Source organism: Erwinia plantamica (assembly GCF_043420595.1).
GTDB lineage: Bacteria > Pseudomonadota > Gammaproteobacteria > Enterobacterales > Enterobacteriaceae > Erwinia > Erwinia aeris.
Window position 1 is genome coordinate 16282 of record NZ_JBGCUC010000015.1, and the last position, 21370, is coordinate 37651.

Consider the following 21370-nt stretch of genomic DNA (forward strand, 5'->3'; position numbering starts at 1 on the left):
CCCCAGCCCCCGGAGCCGTAGCGGCCGGGGGTTTTTTATTGCCTGCCGTTAAGGCCGTATTAAGGTTGGCGCAGAGAGTCATGCGTGGGATCAAAAAAACCGGGGCAGATTCTTGCAAGATAAGCCGCGGAAGCGCTGTGCGCTTCTTCCTCTAACTGAACGGATAACCCAGGAGAACGGTCATAATGATGTATCTCATTTTATTTATCGCCATTGTGGCGGAAGTGATTGGTACCACCTTGCTGAAAACGTCGGAAGGTTTTACGCGGCTGTGGCCAACTCTGGGTACCGTATTTTGCTACGGCATCGCTTTTTACTGTCTGTCCCTGACGCTGCAGCATCTGCCGACCGGCATCGCCTATGCCATTTGGTCGGGCGTGGGTATCGTGTTGATCTCGCTGGTCGCCTGGCTGTGGCACGGCCAGCGGCTGGATCTGCCCGCGCTAATCGGCATGGCATTTATCATCGTCGGCGTGGTTATTATCAACACGCTTTCCCGCGCCGTTTCGCACTGATTATCCGTTATCGGCGGCCCTGAAGCGCCGCCGACACCGGCAGCCGATCGTGCTGTGGTGTAAAAATACCCGTCTCGCTTTATGCCCTTACTATCCGTAAAAAAGCCTTTCCCGCCCGCTACCGCCGCGTTAATTCGCGCTGCGCTGTACATGACCAAAAAAACGCGTTATTGGCCGTTTTTTATCCTGCCGTTGCAGAATTTTTGCCTGGAATGGCAGGTATAAGCAAAGCGTATTGTTAAAAAAATGGGATACAGGCGACTATTTTCAAGGGTTTTTTTGCAACGCGTTTCACTGGCTGCTGATTTTCTGGCGCTATTTTAAGCGGCATTAAAAGTTAACGGCGCATTATATGCGCTGGAAAAGGTCGCTTTTGGTTATTTTTTATATTTGTCTGTCGCCTCTCATCCTCTGTGTAAATAGCCAACGGCCGTATTGACGTTTTCTGCAACTGTTGACAAATTGATCGCTCAGAAGAGAAAGGATAAGGATTTGTCTGATGGCATCAGCCTCGCCGCGTCTTCTACCCAAACCTTCTGATACGTACGGGCCACTATAAAAAAATACAGGCCTGACGAACTGCCTAATACAACATCACAACTGGAGCAGAAGCATGCGTAATTCCCTGGCTAAAAACAGGATGCTGAAGGTCGGTTTGAGCCTGGTCGCCCTGACCGTGGCCGCCAGCGTCCAGGCCAAAACCCTCGTTTATTGTTCCGAAGGATCGCCTGAAGGCTTTAACCCACAGCTTTTCACTTCCGGCACCACTTACGATGCCAGCTCCGTACCGATCTATAACCGCCTGGTGGAGTTCAAAGTCGGCACCACCGAGCTACAGCCCGGCCTGGCGGAAAAGTGGGACGTGAGCGAAGACGGCAAAACCTATACTTTCCACCTGCGTAAAGGCGTGAAGTGGCAAACCACTAAAGATTTCAAACCTACGCGTGACTTTAATGCCGACGACGTGGTGTTCTCCTTCGAGCGTCAGCTGGATAAAAACAACAAGTATCATGGCGTTTCCGGCGGCAGCTACGAATACTTTGAAGGCATGGACATGCCGAAGCTCATCAGCAAAATTGAGAAGGTGGACGACCACACGGTACGCTTTGTGCTGACCCGTGCGGAAGCGCCGTTCATGGCCGATCTGGGGATGGATTTCGCGTCTATTCTCTCTGCGGAATATGCCGACAAGATGCTGCAAGCGGGCACGCCGGAAAAAGTCGATCTGAATCCGGTCGGCACCGGCCCGTTCCAGCTGCTGCAATATCAGAAAGATTCCCGCATTCTCTATAAAGCCTTTGACCAGTTCTGGGGCACCAAACCGAAAATCGATCGCCTGGTCTTCTCCATCACGCCGGATGCCTCGGTGCGCTACGCCAAGTTGCAGAAGGGCGAGTGCCAGATCATGCCTTATCCGAATCCGGCCGATCTCGCGCGGATGAAGGAAGACAAGAATATCAACCTGATGCAGATGCCGGGCCTGAACGTCGGCTATCTCTCCTATAACACCGAGAAAAAGCCGCTGGATAACGTCAAGGTTCGCCAGGCGCTGACCATGGCGGTGAACAAGAAAGCGATTATCGACGCGGTTTACCAGGGCGCGGGCCAGGCGGCGAAAAACCTGATCCCGCCGACCATGTGGAGCTACAACGACGCGGTGCAGGATGACGCCTACGATCCGGCCAAAGCCAAAGCGCTGCTGAAGGAAGCGGGCATGGCGGACGGCTTCGTTATCGATCTGTGGGCGATGCCGGTACAGCGTCCTTATAACCCGAACGCTCGCCGTATGGCAGAGATGATCCAGGCCGACTGGGCGAAAATTGGCGTGAAGGCCAAAATCGTCACCTACGAGTGGGGCGAATACCTGAAACGCGCGAAAGCTGGCGAGCACCAGACCGTGATGATGGGCTGGACGGGCGACAATGGCGACCCGGATAACTTCTTCGCCACGCTGTTCAGCTGCACCGCGGCGAAGGATGGCTCTAACTACTCTCGCTGGTGCTACAAGCCATTCGAGGATCTGATCCAGCCTGCGCGCGGTGAAGCCGACCACAACAAGCGTATCGAGTACTACAAGCAGGCTCAGGTCATGATGCACGACCAGGCGCCTGCGCTGATTATCGCTCACTCCACCGTGTTTGAGCCGGTCAGCAAAAAAGTCTCCGGCTACGTGGTCGATCCGTTAGGTAAGCATCACTTCGAAAACGTCGATATCCAGGAGTAAAGAGAGCGGCCGGTTCGCCGGCTGCTTTACCCATCCCTGTGGGTCGTGTTCGACGGCCCGTCGCAAGGCTTAAGTCAATCTGGTCAAGGCGCCGTTAACGGCGTCGCGGACGGGCTGCCCGACCGTAAGATGTGAGCAATTATAATCCCCCAGGTTACGGTCTGCGGGAACTTAAAGAGAATCCGGATTATGCTGCAGTTCATACTCCGACGTCTGGGGCTTGTTATCCCGACGTTTATTGGTATCACCCTGTTAACCTTTGCTTTTGTCCATATGATCCCAGGCGATCCGGTACTGATTATGGCGGGCGAGCGCGGCATGTCCGCCGAACGTCACGCCCAGCTGCTGGCGCAGATGGGGCTGGATAAGCCGCTGTGGCAACAGTATGCCTCCTACGTCTGGGGCGTGCTGCACGGCGATCTGGGCATCTCCCTGAAAAGCCGTATTCCTGTCTGGCAGGAGTTCGTGCCGCGCTTTAAGGCGACGCTGGAGCTGGGCATCTGCGCGATGATTTTTGCCGTCGCGGTAGGTATCCCGGTCGGCGTGCTGGCTGCGGTAAAGCGCGGTTCCATTTTCGATCACACCGCCGTCGGCATCTCGCTGACCGGCTACTCCATGCCGATTTTCTGGTGGGGCATGATGCTGATCATGCTGGTTTCAGTGCAGCTCAACCTGACGCCCGTCGCTGGACGTATCGGCGACACGGTGTTTCTGGACGACAGCCAGCCGCTGACCGGTTTTATGCTGATCGATACCCTGTTCTGGGGCGAAGAGGGCGACTTTAAAGACGCCGTGATGCATATGATCCTGCCCGCTATCGTGCTCGGTACTATCCCACTGGCGGTGATTGTGCGTATGACGCGCTCGGCCATGCTGGAAGTGTTGGGTGAGGACTATATCCGCACCGCCCGCGCTAAAGGGCTGACGCGGATGCGCGTGATCGTGGTGCACGCGCTGCGTAACGCGATGCTGCCGGTGGTCACGGTTATCGGTCTCCAGGTTGGCACCATGCTGGCCGGCGCGATCCTGACCGAAACGATTTTCTCCTGGCCCGGCCTGGGCCGCTGGCTGATCGATGCCCTCCAGCGTCGCGACTACCCGGTAGTGCAGGGCGGCGTGCTGATGGTGGCCATCCTGATCATTCTGGTCAACCTGCTGGTTGACGTGCTTTACGGCGTGGTTAACCCGCGCATTCGCCACAAGAAATAGGGGGCTTCGTATGTCTTTAGTCGATCCGGGCAGCGTGCCCGCCGCACCCAAGCCGATGACCCCTTTACAGGAGTTCTGGCACTACTTTAAGCGTAACAAAGGCGCCGTTGTCGGTCTGGCTTACGTGGTCATCGTGTTTTTTATCGCTATTTTCGCCAATTTTATCGCGCCGCATGCGCCGGCCGAGCAGTTCCGCGACGCGCTGCTGCATCCGCCGGTCTGGCAGGAAGGCGGCAGCTGGCACTATATCCTTGGTACTGACGATGTCGGTCGCGACGTGCTGTCGCGTCTGATGTACGGCGCGCGCCTGTCGCTGCTGGTCGGCTGCCTGGTGGTGGTGCTGTCGCTGATCCTGGGCGTGATTTTCGGGCTGATCGCCGGCTACGTCGGCGGCACCACCGACGCCGTCATTATGCGTTTGGTCGATATCATGCTGGCGCTGCCGAGCCTGCTGCTGGCGCTGGTGCTGGTGGCGATTTTCGGGCCGTCGATCGTCAACGCCTCTATCGCGCTGACCTTTGTGGCGCTGCCGCACTATATCCGCCTGACGCGCGCGGCGGTGCTGGTCGAGGTCAGCCGCGACTACGTCACCGCTTCCAACGTGGCGGGCGCGGGCGCTATTCGGCAGATGTTCGTCAATATCCTGCCCAACTGTCTGGCGCCGCTGATCGTGCAGGCTTCGCTGGGCTTCTCCAACGCCATCCTTGATATGGCCGCGCTGGGTTTTCTGGGAATGGGGGCGCAACCGCCGACGCCGGAGTGGGGCACCATGCTCTCCGACGTGTTGCAGTATGCGCAGAGCGCCTGGTGGGTCGTGACCTTCCCGGGGTTGGCGATCCTGCTGACCGTGCTGGCGTTTAACCTGATGGGCGATGGCTTACGCGATGCCCTTGACCCGAAACTCAAGCAGTAAGAGGCAGCGATGGCGTTATTAACTGTAGACAAACTGTCGGTGCATTTCGGCGACGAAAAAGCGCCGTTCCGTGCGGTAGACCGCATCAGCTATCAGGTTGAGCAGGGCCAGGTGGTCGGCATCGTCGGCGAATCCGGCTCCGGCAAATCGGTAAGTTCGCTGGCGATTATGGGGCTGATCGATTTCCCCGGCAAAGTAATGGCCGACAACCTGCTTTTTAACCAGCGCGATCTGAGGCGCATTTCTGAAAAAGAGCGCCGTCAGCTGGTGGGATCGGAAGTGGCGATGATTTTCCAGGATCCGATGACCAGCCTGAACCCCTGCTACACCGTGGGCTACCAGATTATGGAAGCGATCAAGGTGCATCAGGGCGGCAACAAAAGCACGCGTCGTCAGCGGGCTATCGATCTGCTGAACCAGGTCGGCATTCCCGATCCGGCCTCGCGGCTGGACGTGTATCCGCATCAGCTTTCCGGCGGGATGAGCCAGCGCGTGATGATCGCCATGGCTATCGCCTGTCGGCCAAAGCTGCTGATTGCCGATGAGCCGACCACGGCGCTGGACGTGACTATCCAGGCGCAGATCATCGAGCTGCTGCTGGATCTTCAGCGGCAGGAAAACATGGCGCTGATCCTGATCACGCACGATCTGGCGCTGGTAGCCGAAGCGGCCCAGCACATCATCGTGATGTATGCGGGCCAGGTAGTGGAAACCGGTAAGGCGGTCGATATCTTTAAGGCGCCGCGCCATCCGTACACCCAGGCGCTGCTGCGCGCGCTGCCGGAGTTTGCGGCCGACAAGGCGCGGCTGGCCTCGCTGCCGGGCGTGGTGCCGGGCAAGTACGATCGGCCAAACGGCTGTCTGCTGAACCCGCGCTGCCCGTACGCCACCGATCGCTGTCGGATTGAAGAACCTGAACTCCGTGATATTCCGGGACGCCAGTCCAAATGTCATTACCCTCTGGATGATGCCGGGAGACCAACCTATGAAGCCATCTGATTCCACCCTGCTGATGCAGGCGATCGACCTGAAAAAGCACTACCCGGTGAAGAAAGGACTGTTTGGTCAGGAGCGCCTGGTGAAGGCGCTGGACGGCGTCTCGTTTAACCTGGAGCGCGGCAAAACGCTGGCGGTGGTGGGCGAGTCGGGCTGCGGCAAATCCACGCTGGGCCGCCTGCTGACCATGATCGAAACGCCAACGGAAGGGCAGCTGTTTTATCAGGGCCAGGATCTGTTAAAGCATGACCCGGCGGCGCAAAAGCTGCGCCGGCAAAAGATCCAGATTGTGTTTCAGAACCCCTACGGCTCGCTGAACCCGCGCAAAAAGGTCAGTCAGATCCTGGAAGAACCGTTGCTGATTAACACCAGCCTGAGCAAGGCAGAGCGCCGCGAAAAAACGCTGGCGATGATGGCGAAAGTGGGGCTGAAAACGGAGCATTACGATCGCTATCCGCATATGTTTTCCGGCGGTCAGCGTCAGCGTATCGCCATCGCGCGCGGGCTGATGCTCGATCCCGACGTGCTGATCGCCGACGAGCCGGTTTCCGCGCTCGACGTGTCGGTACGCGCGCAGGTGCTGAACCTGATGATGGATTTGCAGCAGGAGCTGGGCCTCTCGTACGTTTTTATTTCGCACGATCTGTCGGTGGTCGAACATATCGCGGACGAGGTGATGGTGATGTATCTGGGACGCTGCGTGGAGCGGGGCAGCAAAGAGGCGATTTTTGCCAATCCGCGCCATCCGTACACCCAGGCGCTGCTTTCAGCCACGCCGCGCCTGAACCCGGACGAGCGCCGCGAGCGTATCAAGCTGACCGGCGAGCTGCCAAGCCCGCTGAATCCGCCGCCGGGCTGCGCGTTTAACGCACGCTGCCGCCGTCGCTTTGCGCCCTGTCCGCAGATCCAGCCGCAGCTGAAACAGTATGGCGAGCAGCAGATCGCCTGCTTCGCTGTCGATCAGGATGAGGGACAGCCGGTGCCGGGCGGCCAGCAGGCGGTGGCGCAGCCTTAAGCTTACCGACCAAAGGCCGCCAGGGTAAAACTGGCGGCCTTTTATGTTACAGCGGCGCGGCTTTTCGGTGCCGTCTGCTTCCGGACGTTGTCTCAGAAAACGGCTGCGTTTTCTGCCACTGGCTTTCATTTTTATGGGCTACTTCTCAATAAATTAAAAGAAAGAAGGTATATTTTTGACACCAAATATCCTGAAGTTGAAAAGTACGGACATATAGCACTTGTCGGGCTGCGTTATAATTATAAAGGCAAAGAAATTAAGCACGCCGATAGTTGGAAAGACCGGAAAAAAGCATCAGGAAATCACAATGGCCAAATGAATTTATAAACAAATTACCGGTGAATTGTATCTCGATGGAAAATTAATCGAAAGAGGTTATTCCGGCATACTGACAAACAAAAATAACCCTGATCGGGAGCAGGTTCGCGGTATGGGGCCAATCCCGCGAGGAACGTGGAAAATCGGCAGTGCCGGAACGAGCAAAGCCCCGCTAATCATTACCCTGTATACCCGGCAGCGAATGTGCCGCACGTGGTCATTATGCTGAAGAGATGCTCTTATCTGCTATAACTAAAGAAGGCGTTAAAGGTATTGAACGGGATAAAAAAACGGTCGAAGTGCTTAACATCTCTCCCGTTTCCGAGGCTCTGGCACGTCAGTTTTCTCGAAAAGACGCGAAAAATGGTAATAGTCTCTCGCTCAAAGATTACTACGGTATTTACCACGAAAATGGTGTCATGAATTTAACGGTGAAATACACCTCGTCAATGCTAAAGGTGCAAAAAATGCCTATATTTCCTCCAGCTTGTTAAATAATGACGGATGTTACGTCCGATTTAATGGGTATTTAATATTCTCCCGTGGATTTTTAATGTCATTGTATCTGACAAGGTGTCTACAGGCCGCTGTTGAGCTGCGGCCATAGCTTTACGGTAAATAGCTTCTGTTAGTGAATAAGCTACAATTAGAACGTTTCTTACATCAGCATAGGATTGGACTAAAATATTGGAAAACGTCTGGTGATATGTCGATATTTATAATTTATCAACAGCGGATTTACCAGAAGAAATAATATATCAGGGTTATGCAAAAGCGGGCTTTTTTCTTAAAAGATAAAATCAGTGGCGGGATTAGCTTTCTCACTGTTGCTCAGAGCCTTACTATTTGCTCTGCAAATTATCGGACAAGGAAACGTTATGGAAAACGGTTTCAGTATTGCGATGACGCCGGTTCAGCTTGCCGCAGTAATGGAAGATGAAACGGCAACGGGTGACTCAATCAGTAACCGCATCTGGGGCGGAGTGGGCTTTCTCGGAAGTATTCTTGAACTGGCGAGCGCGACAGCCCTATGTTTGGTGCCAGAGCCAACCGGTTTAACTAAAGCAGGCTGCATCATTGTTGGCGCACATAGCCTCGATGGTATTAGTTCATCAGCCTACCAGATCTATACCGGCAAACAGACCGCATCAATGACCGCTCGCGTTACGGCGGGTATTGCCAGTGAACTCGGAGCTTCAAATGAAACGGCTAAGCAGATTGGTATAGCTGTTGATATGGTGATACCGTTTGCTGTGGCAGGATCTGCGCGCGTAGCCTCGGTCAAAATGGGGCAGATCCGGTTGATGGAACACGAAGCGCAAAAGGGACTAAAAGGAGGTGGACACACTATTAAGAAACATGTTGGCAAAACAGAGTCGGATATGAGGGATAAAATTCAGCGCGGTCTGCAATCAGGCACGCTTTCCCCTGTTACTGGCAGTGTGAGTTCGTTTTATGATTTGAAAACGGCTGAAAAGGCATTAAGTAAAGCGATTAAAGCTAACCGGGGAAGGATCAGAGCGTGGGCCAGAAGTACTCCTGCTGACCGAAAGGATTTATACCTCGAACTGCGATATGCGCACAGTAGCTCGGTTGGTACTGTTATTAAAGTACAAACGGGAAAGTTAGCTGAAACAAATAAATTCGAATTGGTCATTTATAAAGAGCAATATAATAATCGCCCTTACTATATTCTGACTGCTTACCCAATCCTGGATTAATTTATGAAAAGATACGAATCGATTCGTCTCTTCTTCCGGATTTTTTTTAATCCGGATTGGGGGGACACCAGCCAAGAAATCGTGAACTCCTATGTTGATCATCTGGATGGGGCTGATGATAATCTCGCTGAGGAAATTGACGATTTTTTAGAGCGCTATCCGGACAATAAATCAGCCAACCCGGCTCTGGAAGAAATATGTGGGACAAGTATGGCTTTTTTGCGCCCTTCGCCCGTAGAATTTTTGAGATGGCTTTCAGCCTCCCTGAAGCAAAAACGTGACGGGTAGAGATGCGGCCCGCCGTCTGGCGGGCACTATCATGACCAGACTCCTCACAGACACCGCGCATTAGCGTGGCTTGCTTCACAGCCACCATCATCTTACGCAAAACGGTTTCCGGTTCTGCTGATTGAGTTAACTCCAGCTCATCGTGCCGCAGCGTGCAGACTCCTTACAACGGCGTTGGATTGCGTCTGTCCCTTACTCTACCGTTGCTGCGGCCTGGCAAACTTCTGACATAGTAGCCCCGTATGAATCAATCAGGTTTTTTCCACTTGCCGTTCGCCTGGTGCCCTGTGCAAACGATTAGCAAAAACGAGCGATGGTGGCAGATTTGACTTAGCGTAAGTATTTTATCGCCACTGACAGATAAAGGCCTGTGAGCACGTAATAACGTCAAACGTCAGAGGCAATAAAGTGCTTTATGTCAAATTAACCGCCGTCTGACGAATGTTTGGCTTACGCGCCGCGTAAAAAGCGGCGCGCTTTATGCCGTCTCTGTCCGCGATTAAAGCAGCATGCCATTGACTTAATGTAAGACAATTATTTAATTAAGCCAAATAATAACTGACCTGATTGATAGCCTGCGTAATTATTATTGCGCCGCAAGCGGTTAATATAATTACAGGCCAACAGCTTTTTTTATCAGCGGTAAGAATAATCTGATGTAGTTAAAAATTGTATGATATATTGCCGCCAGTTTTCTTATTATCCCGCGATCGTTCCCATGAAAAGCTATGACGACCTGCAGCGTTTTAAAGAAAAAACGCTAACAAACCATATCGAATTCAAAGATATGTCTGAACAGACACGGAATGCCGACCAGACCAACTGGGCCATCATCAGGCAGCTGATGAACGAGGGCGCAGCGCCAGCGCTGGGGAACGGTCAGCGTACGGATGTTGCCGCGCCGCAGCCTGCCGCCGCCGATCTCTTTAGCCAGCCCGCGCCGGTGAAAATCCCGGCGCAAGCTTCAGCGCCGCTTTCCTCCCGCGTGGCCGCGTTTGTGGCGGCTAAACCGGCGGCGCAGAGTGGATCGCTGCTGGAGAGCATTTCCGCTTCGCTGAAGCCTGCGGCCCAGCCTGGGTTGGCTTCGCTACCGGAAGCCGCTCGCGTGCAGGAAACGGCTTCGCTGTCGGCAATCGCTTATCCGCAGGGATCTGCTTCGCCGTCGGAAACTGTCGGCACGCAAATAACAGCTTCGCTGCCGGAAACCGCTCGCGTGCAGGATACGGTTTCGCTGGCGGAAGCGGTTCGTCCGCAGGGATCCGCTTTGCCGTCGGAAACTATCGGCGCGCGGATGCCGGAAACCGCTCGCGCATCGTCGCCGATAGCCCCATGTCTGCCAGGCGCTTCGCTGCTGGATGCGGTGCGCGCCCAGCCTGTGCCGTCAGACATCGCCCGCCCGGCGTCCTCGTCCGTCCCGCCAGAAGCTGGTCAGGCAGCGCGTTTTAAGCCGCTGTTCAGCGTTTCCGGCGTCCGCGCGGCGGAAGAAAAAGCCTTACCGAAAGAGACTCTGCTACAACCCCTGCTGGAGAAAATCGCCCTATGCCGTTAGTTTGTGTTTGTTCTCCAAAGGGCGGCGTAGGGAAAACCACCCTGGCCGCCAACCTGGCCTATACGCTGGCACGCGGCGGCAGCAAGGTGCTGGCGATCGATTTCGACGTGCAGAACGCCCTGCGCCTGCACTTTGGCGTGCCGCTCTCCGACGGGCGCGGTTTCGTGGCCAGGTCAGCGGAATCGCCGGACTGGAGCCAGGCGATCCTGACCACCGGCGGCAATATTTTCGTGCTGCCGTACGGCGACGTGTCGGAAGCGCAGCGCATTGAATTTGAAAGCAATCTGGCCAACGATGCCCACTTTCTCGCCCGTGGACTGCAAACGGTGCTCAACTATCCCGGCCTGATTATCGTGGCGGATTTTCCGCCCGGCCCCGGCCCGGCCCTGAAGGCGATGACCGATCTGGCCGATTTACACCTGGTGGTGATGCTGGCGGATACCGCTTCGCTGTCGCTGCTGCCGCAAATCGAAAACGAAAAGATGATCGGCGGCGCGCTCAATCACAAAGCCGGCCATTTTTTCGTGCTTAACCAGAGCGACAGCCGCCGCAATATCAGCCGCGACGTGACGGCCTTTATGCAGCAGCGGCTGGGCGACAGGCTGCTTGGCGTGGTTAACCGCGACGAAAGCGTGGCGGAAGCGAACGCGTCACAGCAGTCGATATTCGATTTCAGCCAGGTTTCCGCAGCCGCTTTCGATATTGAGCTGGTCGGCAAAAGGGTTGCCGCGCTGCTGGATATTAAAGTCGGCGACGGCGAGCTGCAGGCGCCGCTGACCTCGCGCTAAACCGCCCGTAAAGATAGCTTCCATGCCGGGGCGCTGCTGCGCTCCGCAAGTTCTCGTTTTGTTTTCAGGATGACTTATGAAAAAAGTCCTGTATTACCTGCAGCTGCTGATATTATTTCCGCTGGCCGCAGTGATTGTTATCACGCCGATGGACAGCCAGAAACAATATATTTTCGGCCTGATCGCCATCGCCCTTCTTTTCGTGCTGGGCCTCAGCAAAAGCCGTAAAATTACCATGGTAATGGTGTTTCTTTCGGCCTTGATGTCAACGCGCTATATATACTGGCGCGCGACGGAGACCCTGGCTTTTAATTCCGAAATCGAAGCTATATTGGGCGTCGGCTTATTTATTGCCGAGGTATATGTCTGGGTAATTTTGCTTTTAGGCTATCTGCAAACGTCATGGCCGTTAAAAAGAACCATTGAGCCGATGCCGGATGATATCAGCCTGTGGCCGACCGTCGATATTTACGTGCCGAGCTATAACGAAAGCCTGGACGTGGTGCGTGATACCGTGCTGGCCGCGCAGTGCATCGATTACCCTCGCGACAAGCTCAAAATTTATCTGCTGGACGACGGCAAGCGCAGCGAGTTCGCGGTTTTCGCCGCCGATGTCGGCGTGGGCTACATCACGCGCGATGACAACCGCCACGCCAAGGCGGGCAATCTGAATCACGCGATGACCATCACCAAAGGCGAGCTGATTACCGTTTTTGACTGCGACCACGTGGCGACCCGAACGTTCCTGCAGGCCACCGTCGCGCCTTTCCTGAAAGATCCCCAGCTGGCGCTGCTGCAAACGCCGCACTATTTCTATTCGCCGGATCCCTTCGAGCGTAACCTGAAGGCCGCGCGTGAAATCCCGAACGAAGGCGCGCTGTTCTATGGCCCGGTTCAGCAGGGCAACGATAACTGGAACGCGACCTTCTTTTGCGGCTCCTGTGCGGTTATCCGCCGCAGCGCGCTGGAAGAGATCGGCGGCTTCGCCACCGAAACCGTGACCGAAGATGCGCATACCGCCCTGAAAATGCAGCGTCGCGGCTGGAAATCCGCTTTCCTGGCGCTGCCGCTGGCCGCCGGTCTGGCGACCGAACGTCTGGGCCTGCATATTATTCAGCGTACCCGCTGGGCGCGCGGCATGACGCAGATTTTCCGCGTCGATAATCCGCTGCTGGGGCGCGGTCTGAAGTGGCAGCAGCGTCTGTGCTACCTGAACGCCATGCTGCACTTCCAGTTTGGCCTGCCGCGCGTGATCTTTCTGACCGCGCCGCTGGCTTACCTGCTGTTTGACCTGAATATTATTCACTCTTCCGCCAGCCTGATTTTCGCCTACGTGCTGCCGCATCTGGTGATGTCGCTGTACGTCAACTCCAGGATGAACGGGCGTTTCCGCGCCACCTTCTGGGGCGAGATCTACGAAACGGTGATGGCTTTCCATCTGGTTATCCCCACGCTGCTGACCATGATTTCGCCGAAGCACGGCAAATTCAACGTCACCGACAAAGGCGGCCTGCTGAATACCGGCTTTTTCGACTTTAACATCGTGCGTCCGCACGTAATCTGCGCCGCCCTGCTGCTGGCGGGCGTGGTCAGCGGCGTCGTGCGCGCCGCAGCGCATAACTATTTTGGCGTCGATCCTTACGTTATCGCGCTTAACGTTGGCTGGGCGCTGTTCAGCCTGATTATTCTGATGGCCGCGATTGCCGTGGCGCGTGAAACCAAACAGACGCGCAAAACCATTCGTATCGACGTCGATATTCCGGTGATCATGCATTACGCCAGCGGCATTTCGTCGCGCTCCACCACGGTGAACCTTTCTATGGGCGGCGTGCAGGTCACGGCGCCGGACAGCCGTCATGAAACGGATGTTATTGAGGCGATCGATTTGATGCTGCACTCCGGCGCGATCTCGCTTCCTGTCAGCACGATTGGCGCAGATGACGGCGTGATCCGCCTGCAATTTGCTGAAATCCCGCTGTCGCGCCGTCGTGAACTGGTGCGCGTGGTGCTCGCCCGCGCCGATGCGTGGATCAAGCCGGAAGGGCCGAAGGACAAGCCGCTGCGCTCGCTGTTGACCATCGTCCGCACCGTCTTCGAACTGTTCTGGCTCACCTGGAAAGACCGACGCGCCAAACGTCAGGCACTCAAGGCCAATGAGGATAGCGCGGCATGAAAAAGCTTTTAGCCATCCTTTGTCTTGGCGTAATGACGCTGGGACAGGCGTATGCCGCCGACAGCGTGACGCAGGACAGCAGCGCGCTGTCGCAGATCCCGCCGCCGGCTGGAACCGGAGCGGCAGAAGACCTGCCGCCGCTGCCGCCCATCGCCGATAACGCCGCGCCGGTGGCATTACTGAACCAGCCGCTGACCAGCACCATCTCCGTGGCGCAGATGGGCCAGGCCAACGGCATTCTGCTGACCGGCAGCCAGCTGCAGTCCGGCATTGTCTTTACGCTGCCCGCTGATGAGGTGATCACTAATGCGCGGCTGAATCTGTCGCTCAGGGTCTCCAAAGCGCTGGCGGCGCGCAACGCTTCCATGCAGCTGATGCTGAACGGTCAGCCGCTGGGCACGCTGCCGCTGAGCGCTTCCGACAGCGCCAGCGAAGAGTATCAGCTGGATATTCCGGCCGCGATGGTGGTGTCCAGCAACAACCTGAGCTTTAAGATCAACGACGCGGATCGGCTGCTGTGCGAGCGCGATAACGATCGCTATCAGGTGACTATTCTGCCTGCCACCACGCTGGCGCTTGAAGGACAGCAGCTGAATATCGGCAATAAATTGCGCAATTTCCCGCGCCCGTTTATTGATGCGCAGCGCATGACGCCCGCCAGCATAGCGATGGTGTTTGGCGCGGCCGTCACGCCGGGCAAAGTCAGCGCGGCGGCGACCGTCTCCTCCTGGCTGGGGATCCAGACCGACTATCGCGGCGCCAACTTTCCGGTACTGCGTAACGATATGCCGGAGAAAAACGGCATTGTCTTCGCGAAGCCAGGCGAAACCATCGCAGGCCTAACCGTGCCGCAGGTGAACGGGCCGACGTTGCAGATGGTCGATAATCCGATTAACCCGGTTTACAAGCTGATGCTGGTGATCGGCAATAATGATGACGATCTGCGTCAGGCCGCGTGGCGACTTACCCAGCCGCTGAGCGTCGACAGCGACTCGCTGGCGGTCGGTCGCCAGGCTATTCCCGCGAGCAAGGCCTATGACGCGCCGCGCTGGATCAACACCGATCGGCCGGTGCGCCTGAGCGAGCTGTTGCGCAAGGATCAAAGCCTGACCACTACCGGCATCTGGCACGATGCCCTGAAGGTAAACTTCCGCGCCGCGCCTGATTTATTTCTGTGGGATGGCGAAACGGTGCCGGTGCAGCTGAACTATCGTTTCCCGTCGGAAAGCTGGATTGATGAAGATAACTCCTTCCTCAACGTCAGTCTGAACGGCACCTTCCTGCGCAATCTGACCGTAAATAAAGTCGGGCTGCTGGAAAACATCTGGCACCGGCTGGGCGGCGACGCGCGTCAGGAGAAATATACCCTGAAGTTCGACCCTTATCTGATTTACGGCGACAACCAGCTCCAGCTCTATTTCAACATCAAGCCGAAGGCCAGCGCGCCGTGCAGCGTACTGACCAATAACAACATCAAAAGCCGCATCGAGGATGACGCCTGGATCGATTTGAGCCATACGCGCCACTTCACTCTGCTGCCGAATCTTTCCTATTTTGTCGGCGCCGCTTTTCCGTTTACGCGCTTTGCTGACTATTCGCAAACCGTGCTGCTGCTGCCTGCCTCGCCCAGCGATGCGGAGATCGGCGCGCTGCTGGATATGGCGGGACGTGCCGGTAGCGCTACCGGCGTGGCGCTGAGCGGCAACCGCGTGCTGTTCGGCGTGCCCGCCGGCAAGCCTGACTGGCTGCGCAACAGCGACGTGCTGGCGTTCTCCACGCTGGCGCAAAGCGACTTCAACCAGGCGCTGCTGCGGCATTCGCCGTTTGAAGTCAATGGCCACACCCTGGGCGTGAAAGAGCCGACGCTGCTGGATAACCTGCGCGGCTGGCTGGCCGGCGACTGGAGTCGCCAGGCGGTGGATGCGGATCGCTATTTCTCTTCTAACGAAGACTGGCGCGGTTTTATCAGCTATCGCTCGCCGTGGAGCCCTTCACACGTGGTGGTGGCGACCGTAGCGACCGACGATGCGCAGCTGGCGAGCCTGCATAATGACCTGAAATTGCAGCGCATTAACGCCGGGATCCGGGGCGATACCGCGATAATCACCGGCGAAAACGGCATCCGCAGTTTCCGCGTCGGCGCGCAGTTCCCGAGCGGGGAAATGCCGTGGTACATGATGGTGGTGTGGTATGCCAGCCAGCACGCGGTCGTGCTGGCGCTGATAGCGCTGCTGCTCTCCACCATAGTGGGATTGAGCACCTTTATTTTGCTGAAGCGGCACGCCTGGAAACGGCTGAATCCGCAGCACGAGCGGCAGACGCCGGGCGAGAAAAAATGACTATGACGATCAAAACGCTTATCGCGCTGGGCCTGCCGTGCATTACGCTGGCGGCGGGCGCGGCTTCCACCGGCGCTAATCCGGCCCTGCAGGCGCTGTTCGACCAGGCTAACTACTGGCATCAGAAGGCGCATGACGAGCTGGCGCGTGACGCGCTGAATAAGGTGCTGATGGTGGACGGCAATAACGTCCAGGCTCTGTATCTGATGGCGCTGTGGGCACAGCAGAGCGGCGATAAAACAACGGCGTCCGCCTTCCGCGAGCGGCTCAGCAAAGCGTCGCCAGAGGATACACGGCTGAGCGAGCTGGATAACGCCCGTCAGCTTCAGTCCATCCCTGCGGCGCAGCTGGCGCTGGCGCGTCAGCAGGCCCGCAGCGGCAATATCGCCGCCTCGCTGCAAACCTGGCGCAACACCTTCAGCGGCAACGAGCCGCCGGCCAGCGTGGCCGCCGAATACTATCTGACGATGGCGGGCGACCGCACGCTGCTGCCGCAGGCGGTTGACGCGCTGCGCCAGTTCGCCGCTGCCCATCCGCAGGATACCGGTGCCAGGCTGGCGCTGGGCAAGGCGCTGACCTACGACGCCGCCACCCGACGCGAAGGCATGGAGACGTTAAGCGGCATGGCAGAGGGCAATGACGATGCCGATCGCTCGCTGCGCCAGGCGATGCTGTGGCTGGCCGCGAAGCCGGAAGATGCGCCGCTCTACCAGGCGTGGCAGCAACGCCATCCGCAGGACAGCGCGGTAATGGACTATTTCCGTAAAAACGCGGGCGGTGCGGAAAAAGGCGAAGGCTTTACTGCGCTGAACAGCGGCGACGTGTCCGGTGCACAGAACGCCTTCGATCATGTCTTGCAGGCCAATCCCGAAGACGCCGACGCGCTGGCGGGGCTGGGCTATGTGGCGCAGCGCAGCGGCAACTATGCGGCGGCCGCCGACTACCTCGAACGCGCGGCGAAGCAGGGCGGCGATAACGGCCAGCAGCGCCAGCAGCAGGCTGCCGATGCCCGTTTCTACGGCCAGCTGGCCGCCGCGCAGCAGGCGCTGAAGACGGGCGACGTCGCGCAGGCGCTGAGCCTGAGCGAGCCGCTGAGCCAGGCGGAAGGCGAAAAAGGCATGGCGGCGAAGCTGTTCCGCGCGGACGTGCAGCGCCGCAACAATCAGTTGGACGCCGCCGAACAAACCTATCGCGCCATTCTGCAAAGCGATGCGGATAACCGTCCGGCGAAGGAAGGCCTGTTTTACGTGCTGCGCCAGCAGAACCGGGGCAGCGAGGCCAACGCGCTGCTCGCCGCGCTGCCGGAAAGCGTGCGGGCCAGCGTCGCGCCGCGTCCCGGTGTTACCAGCGATCCGCTGCGCCGCGAAGCCAAACAGGCGGCGCAGTCCGGCCATCCTCAGCGGGCTATTGCGCTGCTGTCCGCCGGGATGCAGCGTTTTCCGAACGATGCCTGGCTGCGGCTTGACCTGGCTCGCCTTTATCAGCAGCAGGGAGACACCGCGCAGGCGGCTGGCGTGATGCAGCCCGCTTTCCGCGCCAGCGCCGGCAGCAGTGAAATCTATGCCGCCGCGCTGTTCGCCAGCGAAAGCGGTGCCTGGCAGCAGGCGCAGTCGCTGCTGGCGCGCGTTCATCAGCAGAACGGCGACATGCGTGAACTTTCTCGCCGCGTGAACTTCAATCTGCAAATGGCGGTCGCGCAGCAGTATCTGGCGCAGGGATCGACGGCCGCCGCGGCCAACACGCTGCGGGCGCTGACGGTGAATCCGCCAACCAACCCGGCGGATGCGGGCAGCCTGGCGAAAGGGCTGGCCGACGCGGGCGATCTCAATGCGGCCGTCGCCGTGGTGCGCGGCAATATGCAGCGCGGCGTACAGGGCAACGCGGGCGATTACGCGCTTCAGGTCGCGGTGCTGAACCAGGCCAGACTGAGCGGCGAAGCGCAAAGCTTCCTGAGCAGCCCGACGCTTCAGGCTAACAGTACGCCAGACCAGCTGGCCGGTATCCAGAACGGCTATCTGATCAACGAAGCCGACCGTCTGCGCACTCAGGGCAAATACGCGGCGGCCTACGACAAGCTGATCGGCGCGCTGCAGCGCGATCCGCAGAACAGCGATCTGATGTTTGCGATGGGCCGCCTTTATCAGTCCGGCAAAATGAACAAAGAAGCGGGCGTGGTTTATGACTACCTGATGACCCGCGACACGCCAACGCAGGATGCGCGCGTGGGCGCTATCGACGTGGCGCTGGCGACGCACGACCTGGCGAAAGCCAAAGCGCTGATGGCGGGATTACAGGGCGAACAGACGCCGGAGCGCCTGCTGTTGATGGCGCGCGTGGCCGAAGCCGACGGCGACCACCAGCAGGCGCTGGCTTATCTGCGCAGCGCGCGCGGCGGGATGATTGGTTTGCAGGGCGGCCCGACGCCGGTGATTGGTGGCATGGCGCTGGCGGATAACCCGTTTGTGGATCGCACCACGCTGATAGCGCGCAAATCGCCTTCCGCTTACGGCGGCGTAATGCCGTGGCAGCAGGCGCCGACGGGCGATGGCGCTGGCACCGAAGCGGCCTCGCAGCAGGCGCAGACGCTGCACCAGATCGATACCATGATAGACGGCTTACAGGAACGTACCGGCAGCTGGGCGCAGGGCGGTGTGCAGGTCAGAGGACGCGACGGCGAAACGGGCCTGAGCAAGCTGACCGAGGCCAAAGCACCGCTGAGCTGGTCAAGCGTGCCTTACGGCGATACGCGCTTCAACTTTACGCTGACGCCGGTGACGCTGAACGCGGGCAGCGCGTCGGGCACGTCGCTCGCTCGCGTCGGCACCCAGGCGCTGGAGCAGGGCCGCATCGCCCAGGCGAATAACAGCGCGCCTTCGGCCGTGCTGCTCAACTCGCCAGGATCGCAGACCGCCTCCGGTGTAGAGGTCAACCTGGGCCTGACCAATGACAACTTTAAGATCGACCTGGGATCGACGCCGCTGGGCCAGGATCTCAGCACGCTGGTGGGCGGCATCCAGTGGTCGCCGAAGCTCACCGACTATCTGACGCTGATCCTGACCGGCGAACGGCGCGCCGTCACCGACAGCCTGCTCTCTTATGTCGGCACCGAAGACAAGCTGAGCGGTAAAAAATGGGGCGCCGTCACCAAAAACGGCGGCAACGCGCTGCTGAGCTATGACAACGGCGACGCCGGTTTTTATGTTGGCGCAGGCGGCTACAGCTATATCGGTGAGAACGTTGCCAGCAACCAGAGCCTGAACGGCACGGCCGGCGCCTACGTACGTCCTTATCACGACGGTAACAGCGAGCTGAAAACCGGCATCAGCATGAGCTGGATGGATTTCTCAAAGAACCTCAGCTACTACAGCTACGGCCAGGGCGGCTACTTCAGCCCGCAGGATTTCGTGGCCGTGTCGTTCCCGGTGGACTGGAGCAAAAACTACGACGATCTGAAGGTGAAAGTGGGCGGTTCCGTGGGCTATCAGTCTTACTCCCAGGATCGCAGCGCCTACTTCCCGACCGATCCGGGCAAACAGGCAGAGCTGCAAAGCTACTATGACGCCGGTTACGCCACCGAGGCTTACTACGCGGGCGGCAGTAAAAACGGCATTGGCTATAATCTTCATGCGGGCGCGGATTATAAGGTCAGCAAGGACGTCACCGTTGGCGGTCAGCTGGGTTACGACACCTTTGGTGACTACAACGAGAGCACGGCTCAACTTTACTTCCGCTACAGGCTCGGAGACAAATAATGAGTGAATTTCAGGAACGTACCCTGAACTACTACCGCCAGCAGCAGTATCAGCCCGGCTGGTTCGATCTGCTGAGCCTGATGATTAACGGCATGCTGAACAACGCGGGCGAGCAGGAAAGCCACGCGTTTTTACGGCAGATGGGCGACAGCCTGGCCGGTCGTTATCCGCTGGGCGCGGCGCGCACCGTTGGCGAGCTGGAACAGCAGATCAATCTGGCGCTGGCGCGTTTTAACTGGGGTTTTGTCGACGTGCAGCCGCATGAAACCGCGATGCTGATCCACCATATGGCCCTGCCGTCGGCAGGCGGTCAGATGGATGACCGACAGTGGCGGCAGGCGCTGGGCGCGGTGCTGAGCGGCCTCTACGCCCGCTGGCTGGGCGAGCAGGGCGGCAGCCCGACCGTTTCGCTGACCTGCCTCGATACCGGCAGCACGACTGCTACTTTTCGCTATCAGCTGTAAGGAATTTATCCATGACTCTGCTCAGGGCGAGCGTATTGATGATTGTAATGGTGCTGGGCTGTATGCAGGCCAGCGCCGCCGACGGCTGGAGCACCTTTAAAAGCCGCTTTTTAACCAGTGAAGGCCGTATTCAGGATACCGGCAACAAAAATATCAGCCACACCGAAGGCCAGGGCTACGGCATGCTGCTGGCGGTCGCCAATAACGATCGCGAAAGCTTCGCTAACCTGTGGAACTGGACGCAAAAGCACCTGAAAAACCCGCAAAATGGGCTGTTCTACTGGAAATACGTGCCTGACGCGACCGATCCCGTAGCGGATAAGAACAGCGCCTCCGACGGCGATGTGCTGATCGCCTGGGCGTTGCTGCAAGCGGGCCAGAAATGGCAGAACAACGCCTGGCTGCAGGCGTCCGATGCTATTCAGCGCGCCATTGTCGCCAAAGAAGTGATTACCTACGCGGGCCACACCGTGATGCTGCCGGGCGATCGGGGGTTTAATAAAACCAGCTACGTGGTGCTGAATCCTTCTTATTTCCTGTTCCCGGCCTGGCGGGATTTTGCCGCGCGCAGCCATCTTAAGGTGTGGACGAACCTGATCGACAGCGGGATGGATCTGCTGCCGAAAATGCGTTTCGGCGACGCCGCGCTGCCAACCGACTGGGTAGCGCTGAACGCTGACGGCAGCGTCGCGCCCGGCATTGGCTGGCCGCCGCGCTTCTCTTACGATGCTATCCGCGTGCCGCTTTATCTCTACTGGTACGATGCGCAGAGCCTGCAGCTGGTGCCTTTCCAGCATTTCTGGACGGGCTTCGCGCGTGATAAAACGCCCGCGTGGATCGACGTCAGCAACGGTAATAAGGCGCCTTACAATATGGCTGGCGGCCTGCTGGCGGTGCGTGATTTAACCCTGAATCAGACCGGCTACCTCAGCGACCAGCTGACGGAGGATCAGGATTATTACTCTGCCAGCCTGCAGCTGCTGGCCTGGCTGGCTTATAAGAGCCAGTAATATCCTTTCCGTGACGATTGACCTTCCGCAACGGCCCGTCTGTTGCGGAAGGTTTCCCGTCTGCCGTCGTGCGCGTTCTCTTCGGCGATACCGCCC

At 58.0% G+C, this 21370-nt stretch carries 16 protein-coding genes; all 16 read left to right on the forward strand.

Translation table 11 applies throughout. The features are described from left to right. Nucleotides 1-185: 185 nt before the first annotated feature. The 16 genes from AB3U87_RS15815 (at nucleotide 186) to AB3U87_RS15890 (ending at nucleotide 21274) form a co-directional block, all read left to right on the forward strand. A complete protein-coding gene (locus AB3U87_RS15815; RefSeq protein WP_301251515.1) occupies nucleotides 186-515 on the forward strand; it encodes an SMR family transporter in 330 nt (109 codons plus the stop codon). A gap of 613 nt (nucleotides 516-1128) precedes the next feature. Next, the gene (gene dppA / locus AB3U87_RS15820; protein WP_301251514.1) at nucleotides 1129-2739 is read left to right on the forward strand and encodes a dipeptide ABC transporter periplasmic-binding protein DppA; all 1611 of its coding nucleotides are present in this window, start codon (nucleotides 1129-1131) and stop codon (nucleotides 2737-2739) included. Between the two features lie 189 nt (nucleotides 2740-2928). Further along, nucleotides 2929-3948, forward strand: a complete 1020-nt coding sequence (gene dppB / locus AB3U87_RS15825) for a dipeptide ABC transporter permease DppB (protein ID WP_253456545.1) — start codon at nucleotides 2929-2931, stop codon at nucleotides 3946-3948. A gap of 10 nt (nucleotides 3949-3958) precedes the next feature. Further along, nucleotides 3959-4861 carry a dipeptide ABC transporter permease DppC gene (dppC, locus tag AB3U87_RS15830; RefSeq protein ID WP_253456542.1) on the forward strand — a complete coding sequence of 301 codons (903 nt, stop codon included), beginning with the start codon at nucleotides 3959-3961 and terminating at the stop codon, nucleotides 4859-4861. Between the two features lie 9 nt (nucleotides 4862-4870). Continuing rightward, the gene (dppD, locus tag AB3U87_RS15835) at nucleotides 4871-5860 is read left to right on the forward strand and encodes a dipeptide ABC transporter ATP-binding protein (protein WP_125289282.1); all 990 of its coding nucleotides are present in this window, start codon (nucleotides 4871-4873) and stop codon (nucleotides 5858-5860) included. Beyond that, the gene (dppF, locus tag AB3U87_RS15840) at nucleotides 5847-6872 is read left to right on the forward strand and encodes a dipeptide ABC transporter ATP-binding subunit DppF (protein ID WP_253456536.1); all 1026 of its coding nucleotides are present in this window, start codon (nucleotides 5847-5849) and stop codon (nucleotides 6870-6872) included. Before dppD ends, dppF begins: the two co-directional genes overlap by 14 nt. Before the next feature lie 551 nt (nucleotides 6873-7423). Continuing rightward, the gene (locus AB3U87_RS15845; protein ID WP_253456533.1) at nucleotides 7424-7684 is read left to right on the forward strand and encodes a hypothetical protein; all 261 of its coding nucleotides are present in this window, start codon (nucleotides 7424-7426) and stop codon (nucleotides 7682-7684) included. A 384-nt stretch (nucleotides 7685-8068) separates the two neighbouring features. Next, nucleotides 8069-8911 carry an RNase A-like domain-containing protein gene (locus tag AB3U87_RS15850; RefSeq protein WP_253456530.1) on the forward strand — a complete coding sequence of 281 codons (843 nt, stop codon included), beginning with the start codon at nucleotides 8069-8071 and terminating at the stop codon, nucleotides 8909-8911. 3 nt (nucleotides 8912-8914) lie between these two features. Continuing rightward, nucleotides 8915-9199, forward strand: coding sequence for a contact-dependent growth inhibition system immunity protein (locus tag AB3U87_RS15855; protein ID WP_253456527.1), 285 nt, complete (start codon nucleotides 8915-8917; stop codon nucleotides 9197-9199). Between the two features lie 718 nt (nucleotides 9200-9917). Then, entirely contained in the window at nucleotides 9918-10748 is an 831-nt protein-coding gene (gene bcsO / locus AB3U87_RS15860) for a cellulose biosynthesis protein BcsO (RefSeq protein ID WP_394149685.1), read from the forward strand. Continuing rightward, complete coding sequence (gene bcsQ / locus AB3U87_RS15865) at nucleotides 10739-11536, forward strand: cellulose biosynthesis protein BcsQ (protein ID WP_253456521.1); 798 nt, start codon at nucleotides 10739-10741, stop codon at nucleotides 11534-11536. Before bcsO ends, bcsQ begins: the two co-directional genes overlap by 10 nt. Nucleotides 11537-11612: 76 nt before the next feature. Continuing rightward, nucleotides 11613-13709, forward strand: a complete 2097-nt coding sequence (gene bcsA, locus AB3U87_RS15870) for a UDP-forming cellulose synthase catalytic subunit (RefSeq protein ID WP_394149688.1) — start codon at nucleotides 11613-11615, stop codon at nucleotides 13707-13709. Beyond that, nucleotides 13706-16048: a cellulose biosynthesis cyclic di-GMP-binding regulatory protein BcsB gene (gene bcsB / locus AB3U87_RS15875; RefSeq protein ID WP_394149690.1), complete on the forward strand. Its 2343-nt coding sequence runs from the start codon at nucleotides 13706-13708 to the stop codon at nucleotides 16046-16048. Before bcsA ends, bcsB begins: the two co-directional genes overlap by 4 nt. Nucleotides 16049-16050: 2 nt before the next feature. Beyond that, the gene (locus AB3U87_RS15880; RefSeq protein WP_394149747.1) at nucleotides 16051-19800 is read left to right on the forward strand and encodes a cellulose biosynthesis protein BcsC; all 3750 of its coding nucleotides are present in this window, start codon (nucleotides 16051-16053) and stop codon (nucleotides 19798-19800) included. Next, nucleotides 19800-20264, forward strand: a complete 465-nt coding sequence (gene bcsD, locus AB3U87_RS15885) for a cellulose biosynthesis protein BcsD (protein WP_253456512.1) — start codon at nucleotides 19800-19802, stop codon at nucleotides 20262-20264. Before AB3U87_RS15880 ends, bcsD begins: the two co-directional genes overlap by 1 nt. A gap of 11 nt (nucleotides 20265-20275) precedes the next feature. After that, complete coding sequence (locus AB3U87_RS15890) at nucleotides 20276-21274, forward strand: family 8 glycosyl hydrolase (protein WP_301251504.1); 999 nt, start codon at nucleotides 20276-20278, stop codon at nucleotides 21272-21274. The last annotated feature ends 96 nt before the right edge of the window (nucleotides 21275-21370 follow it).

Excerpts from the sequence above, each read along its gene's own strand:
- AB3U87_RS15890 (WP_301251504.1), top strand. The coding sequence starts at position 20,276 with ATGACTCTGCTCAGGGCGAGCGTATTGATGATTGTAATGGTGCTGGGC.
- dppA (WP_301251514.1), top strand. The coding sequence starts at position 1,129 with ATGCGTAATTCCCTGGCTAAAAACAGGATGCTGAAGGTCGGTTTGAGC.
- dppB (WP_253456545.1), top strand. The coding sequence starts at position 2,929 with ATGCTGCAGTTCATACTCCGACGTCTGGGGCTTGTTATCCCGACGTTT.
- AB3U87_RS15850 (WP_253456530.1), top strand. The coding sequence starts at position 8,069 with ATGGAAAACGGTTTCAGTATTGCGATGACGCCGGTTCAGCTTGCCGCA.
- AB3U87_RS15815 (WP_301251515.1), top strand. The coding sequence starts at position 186 with ATGATGTATCTCATTTTATTTATCGCCATTGTGGCGGAAGTGATTGGT.
- dppF (WP_253456536.1), top strand. The coding sequence starts at position 5,847 with ATGAAGCCATCTGATTCCACCCTGCTGATGCAGGCGATCGACCTGAAA.
- bcsB (WP_394149690.1), top strand. The coding sequence starts at position 13,706 with ATGAAAAAGCTTTTAGCCATCCTTTGTCTTGGCGTAATGACGCTGGGA.
- bcsQ (WP_253456521.1), top strand. The coding sequence starts at position 10,739 with ATGCCGTTAGTTTGTGTTTGTTCTCCAAAGGGCGGCGTAGGGAAAACC.
- AB3U87_RS15880 (WP_394149747.1), top strand. The coding sequence starts at position 16,051 with ATGACGATCAAAACGCTTATCGCGCTGGGCCTGCCGTGCATTACGCTG.
- dppC (WP_253456542.1), top strand. The coding sequence starts at position 3,959 with ATGTCTTTAGTCGATCCGGGCAGCGTGCCCGCCGCACCCAAGCCGATG.
- bcsD (WP_253456512.1), top strand. The coding sequence starts at position 19,800 with ATGAGTGAATTTCAGGAACGTACCCTGAACTACTACCGCCAGCAGCAG.
- AB3U87_RS15855 (WP_253456527.1), top strand. The coding sequence starts at position 8,915 with ATGAAAAGATACGAATCGATTCGTCTCTTCTTCCGGATTTTTTTTAAT.
- AB3U87_RS15845 (WP_253456533.1), top strand. The coding sequence starts at position 7,424 with ATGCTCTTATCTGCTATAACTAAAGAAGGCGTTAAAGGTATTGAACGG.
- bcsO (WP_394149685.1), top strand. The coding sequence starts at position 9,918 with ATGAAAAGCTATGACGACCTGCAGCGTTTTAAAGAAAAAACGCTAACA.
- bcsA (WP_394149688.1), top strand. The coding sequence starts at position 11,613 with ATGAAAAAAGTCCTGTATTACCTGCAGCTGCTGATATTATTTCCGCTG.
- dppD (WP_125289282.1), top strand. The coding sequence starts at position 4,871 with ATGGCGTTATTAACTGTAGACAAACTGTCGGTGCATTTCGGCGACGAA.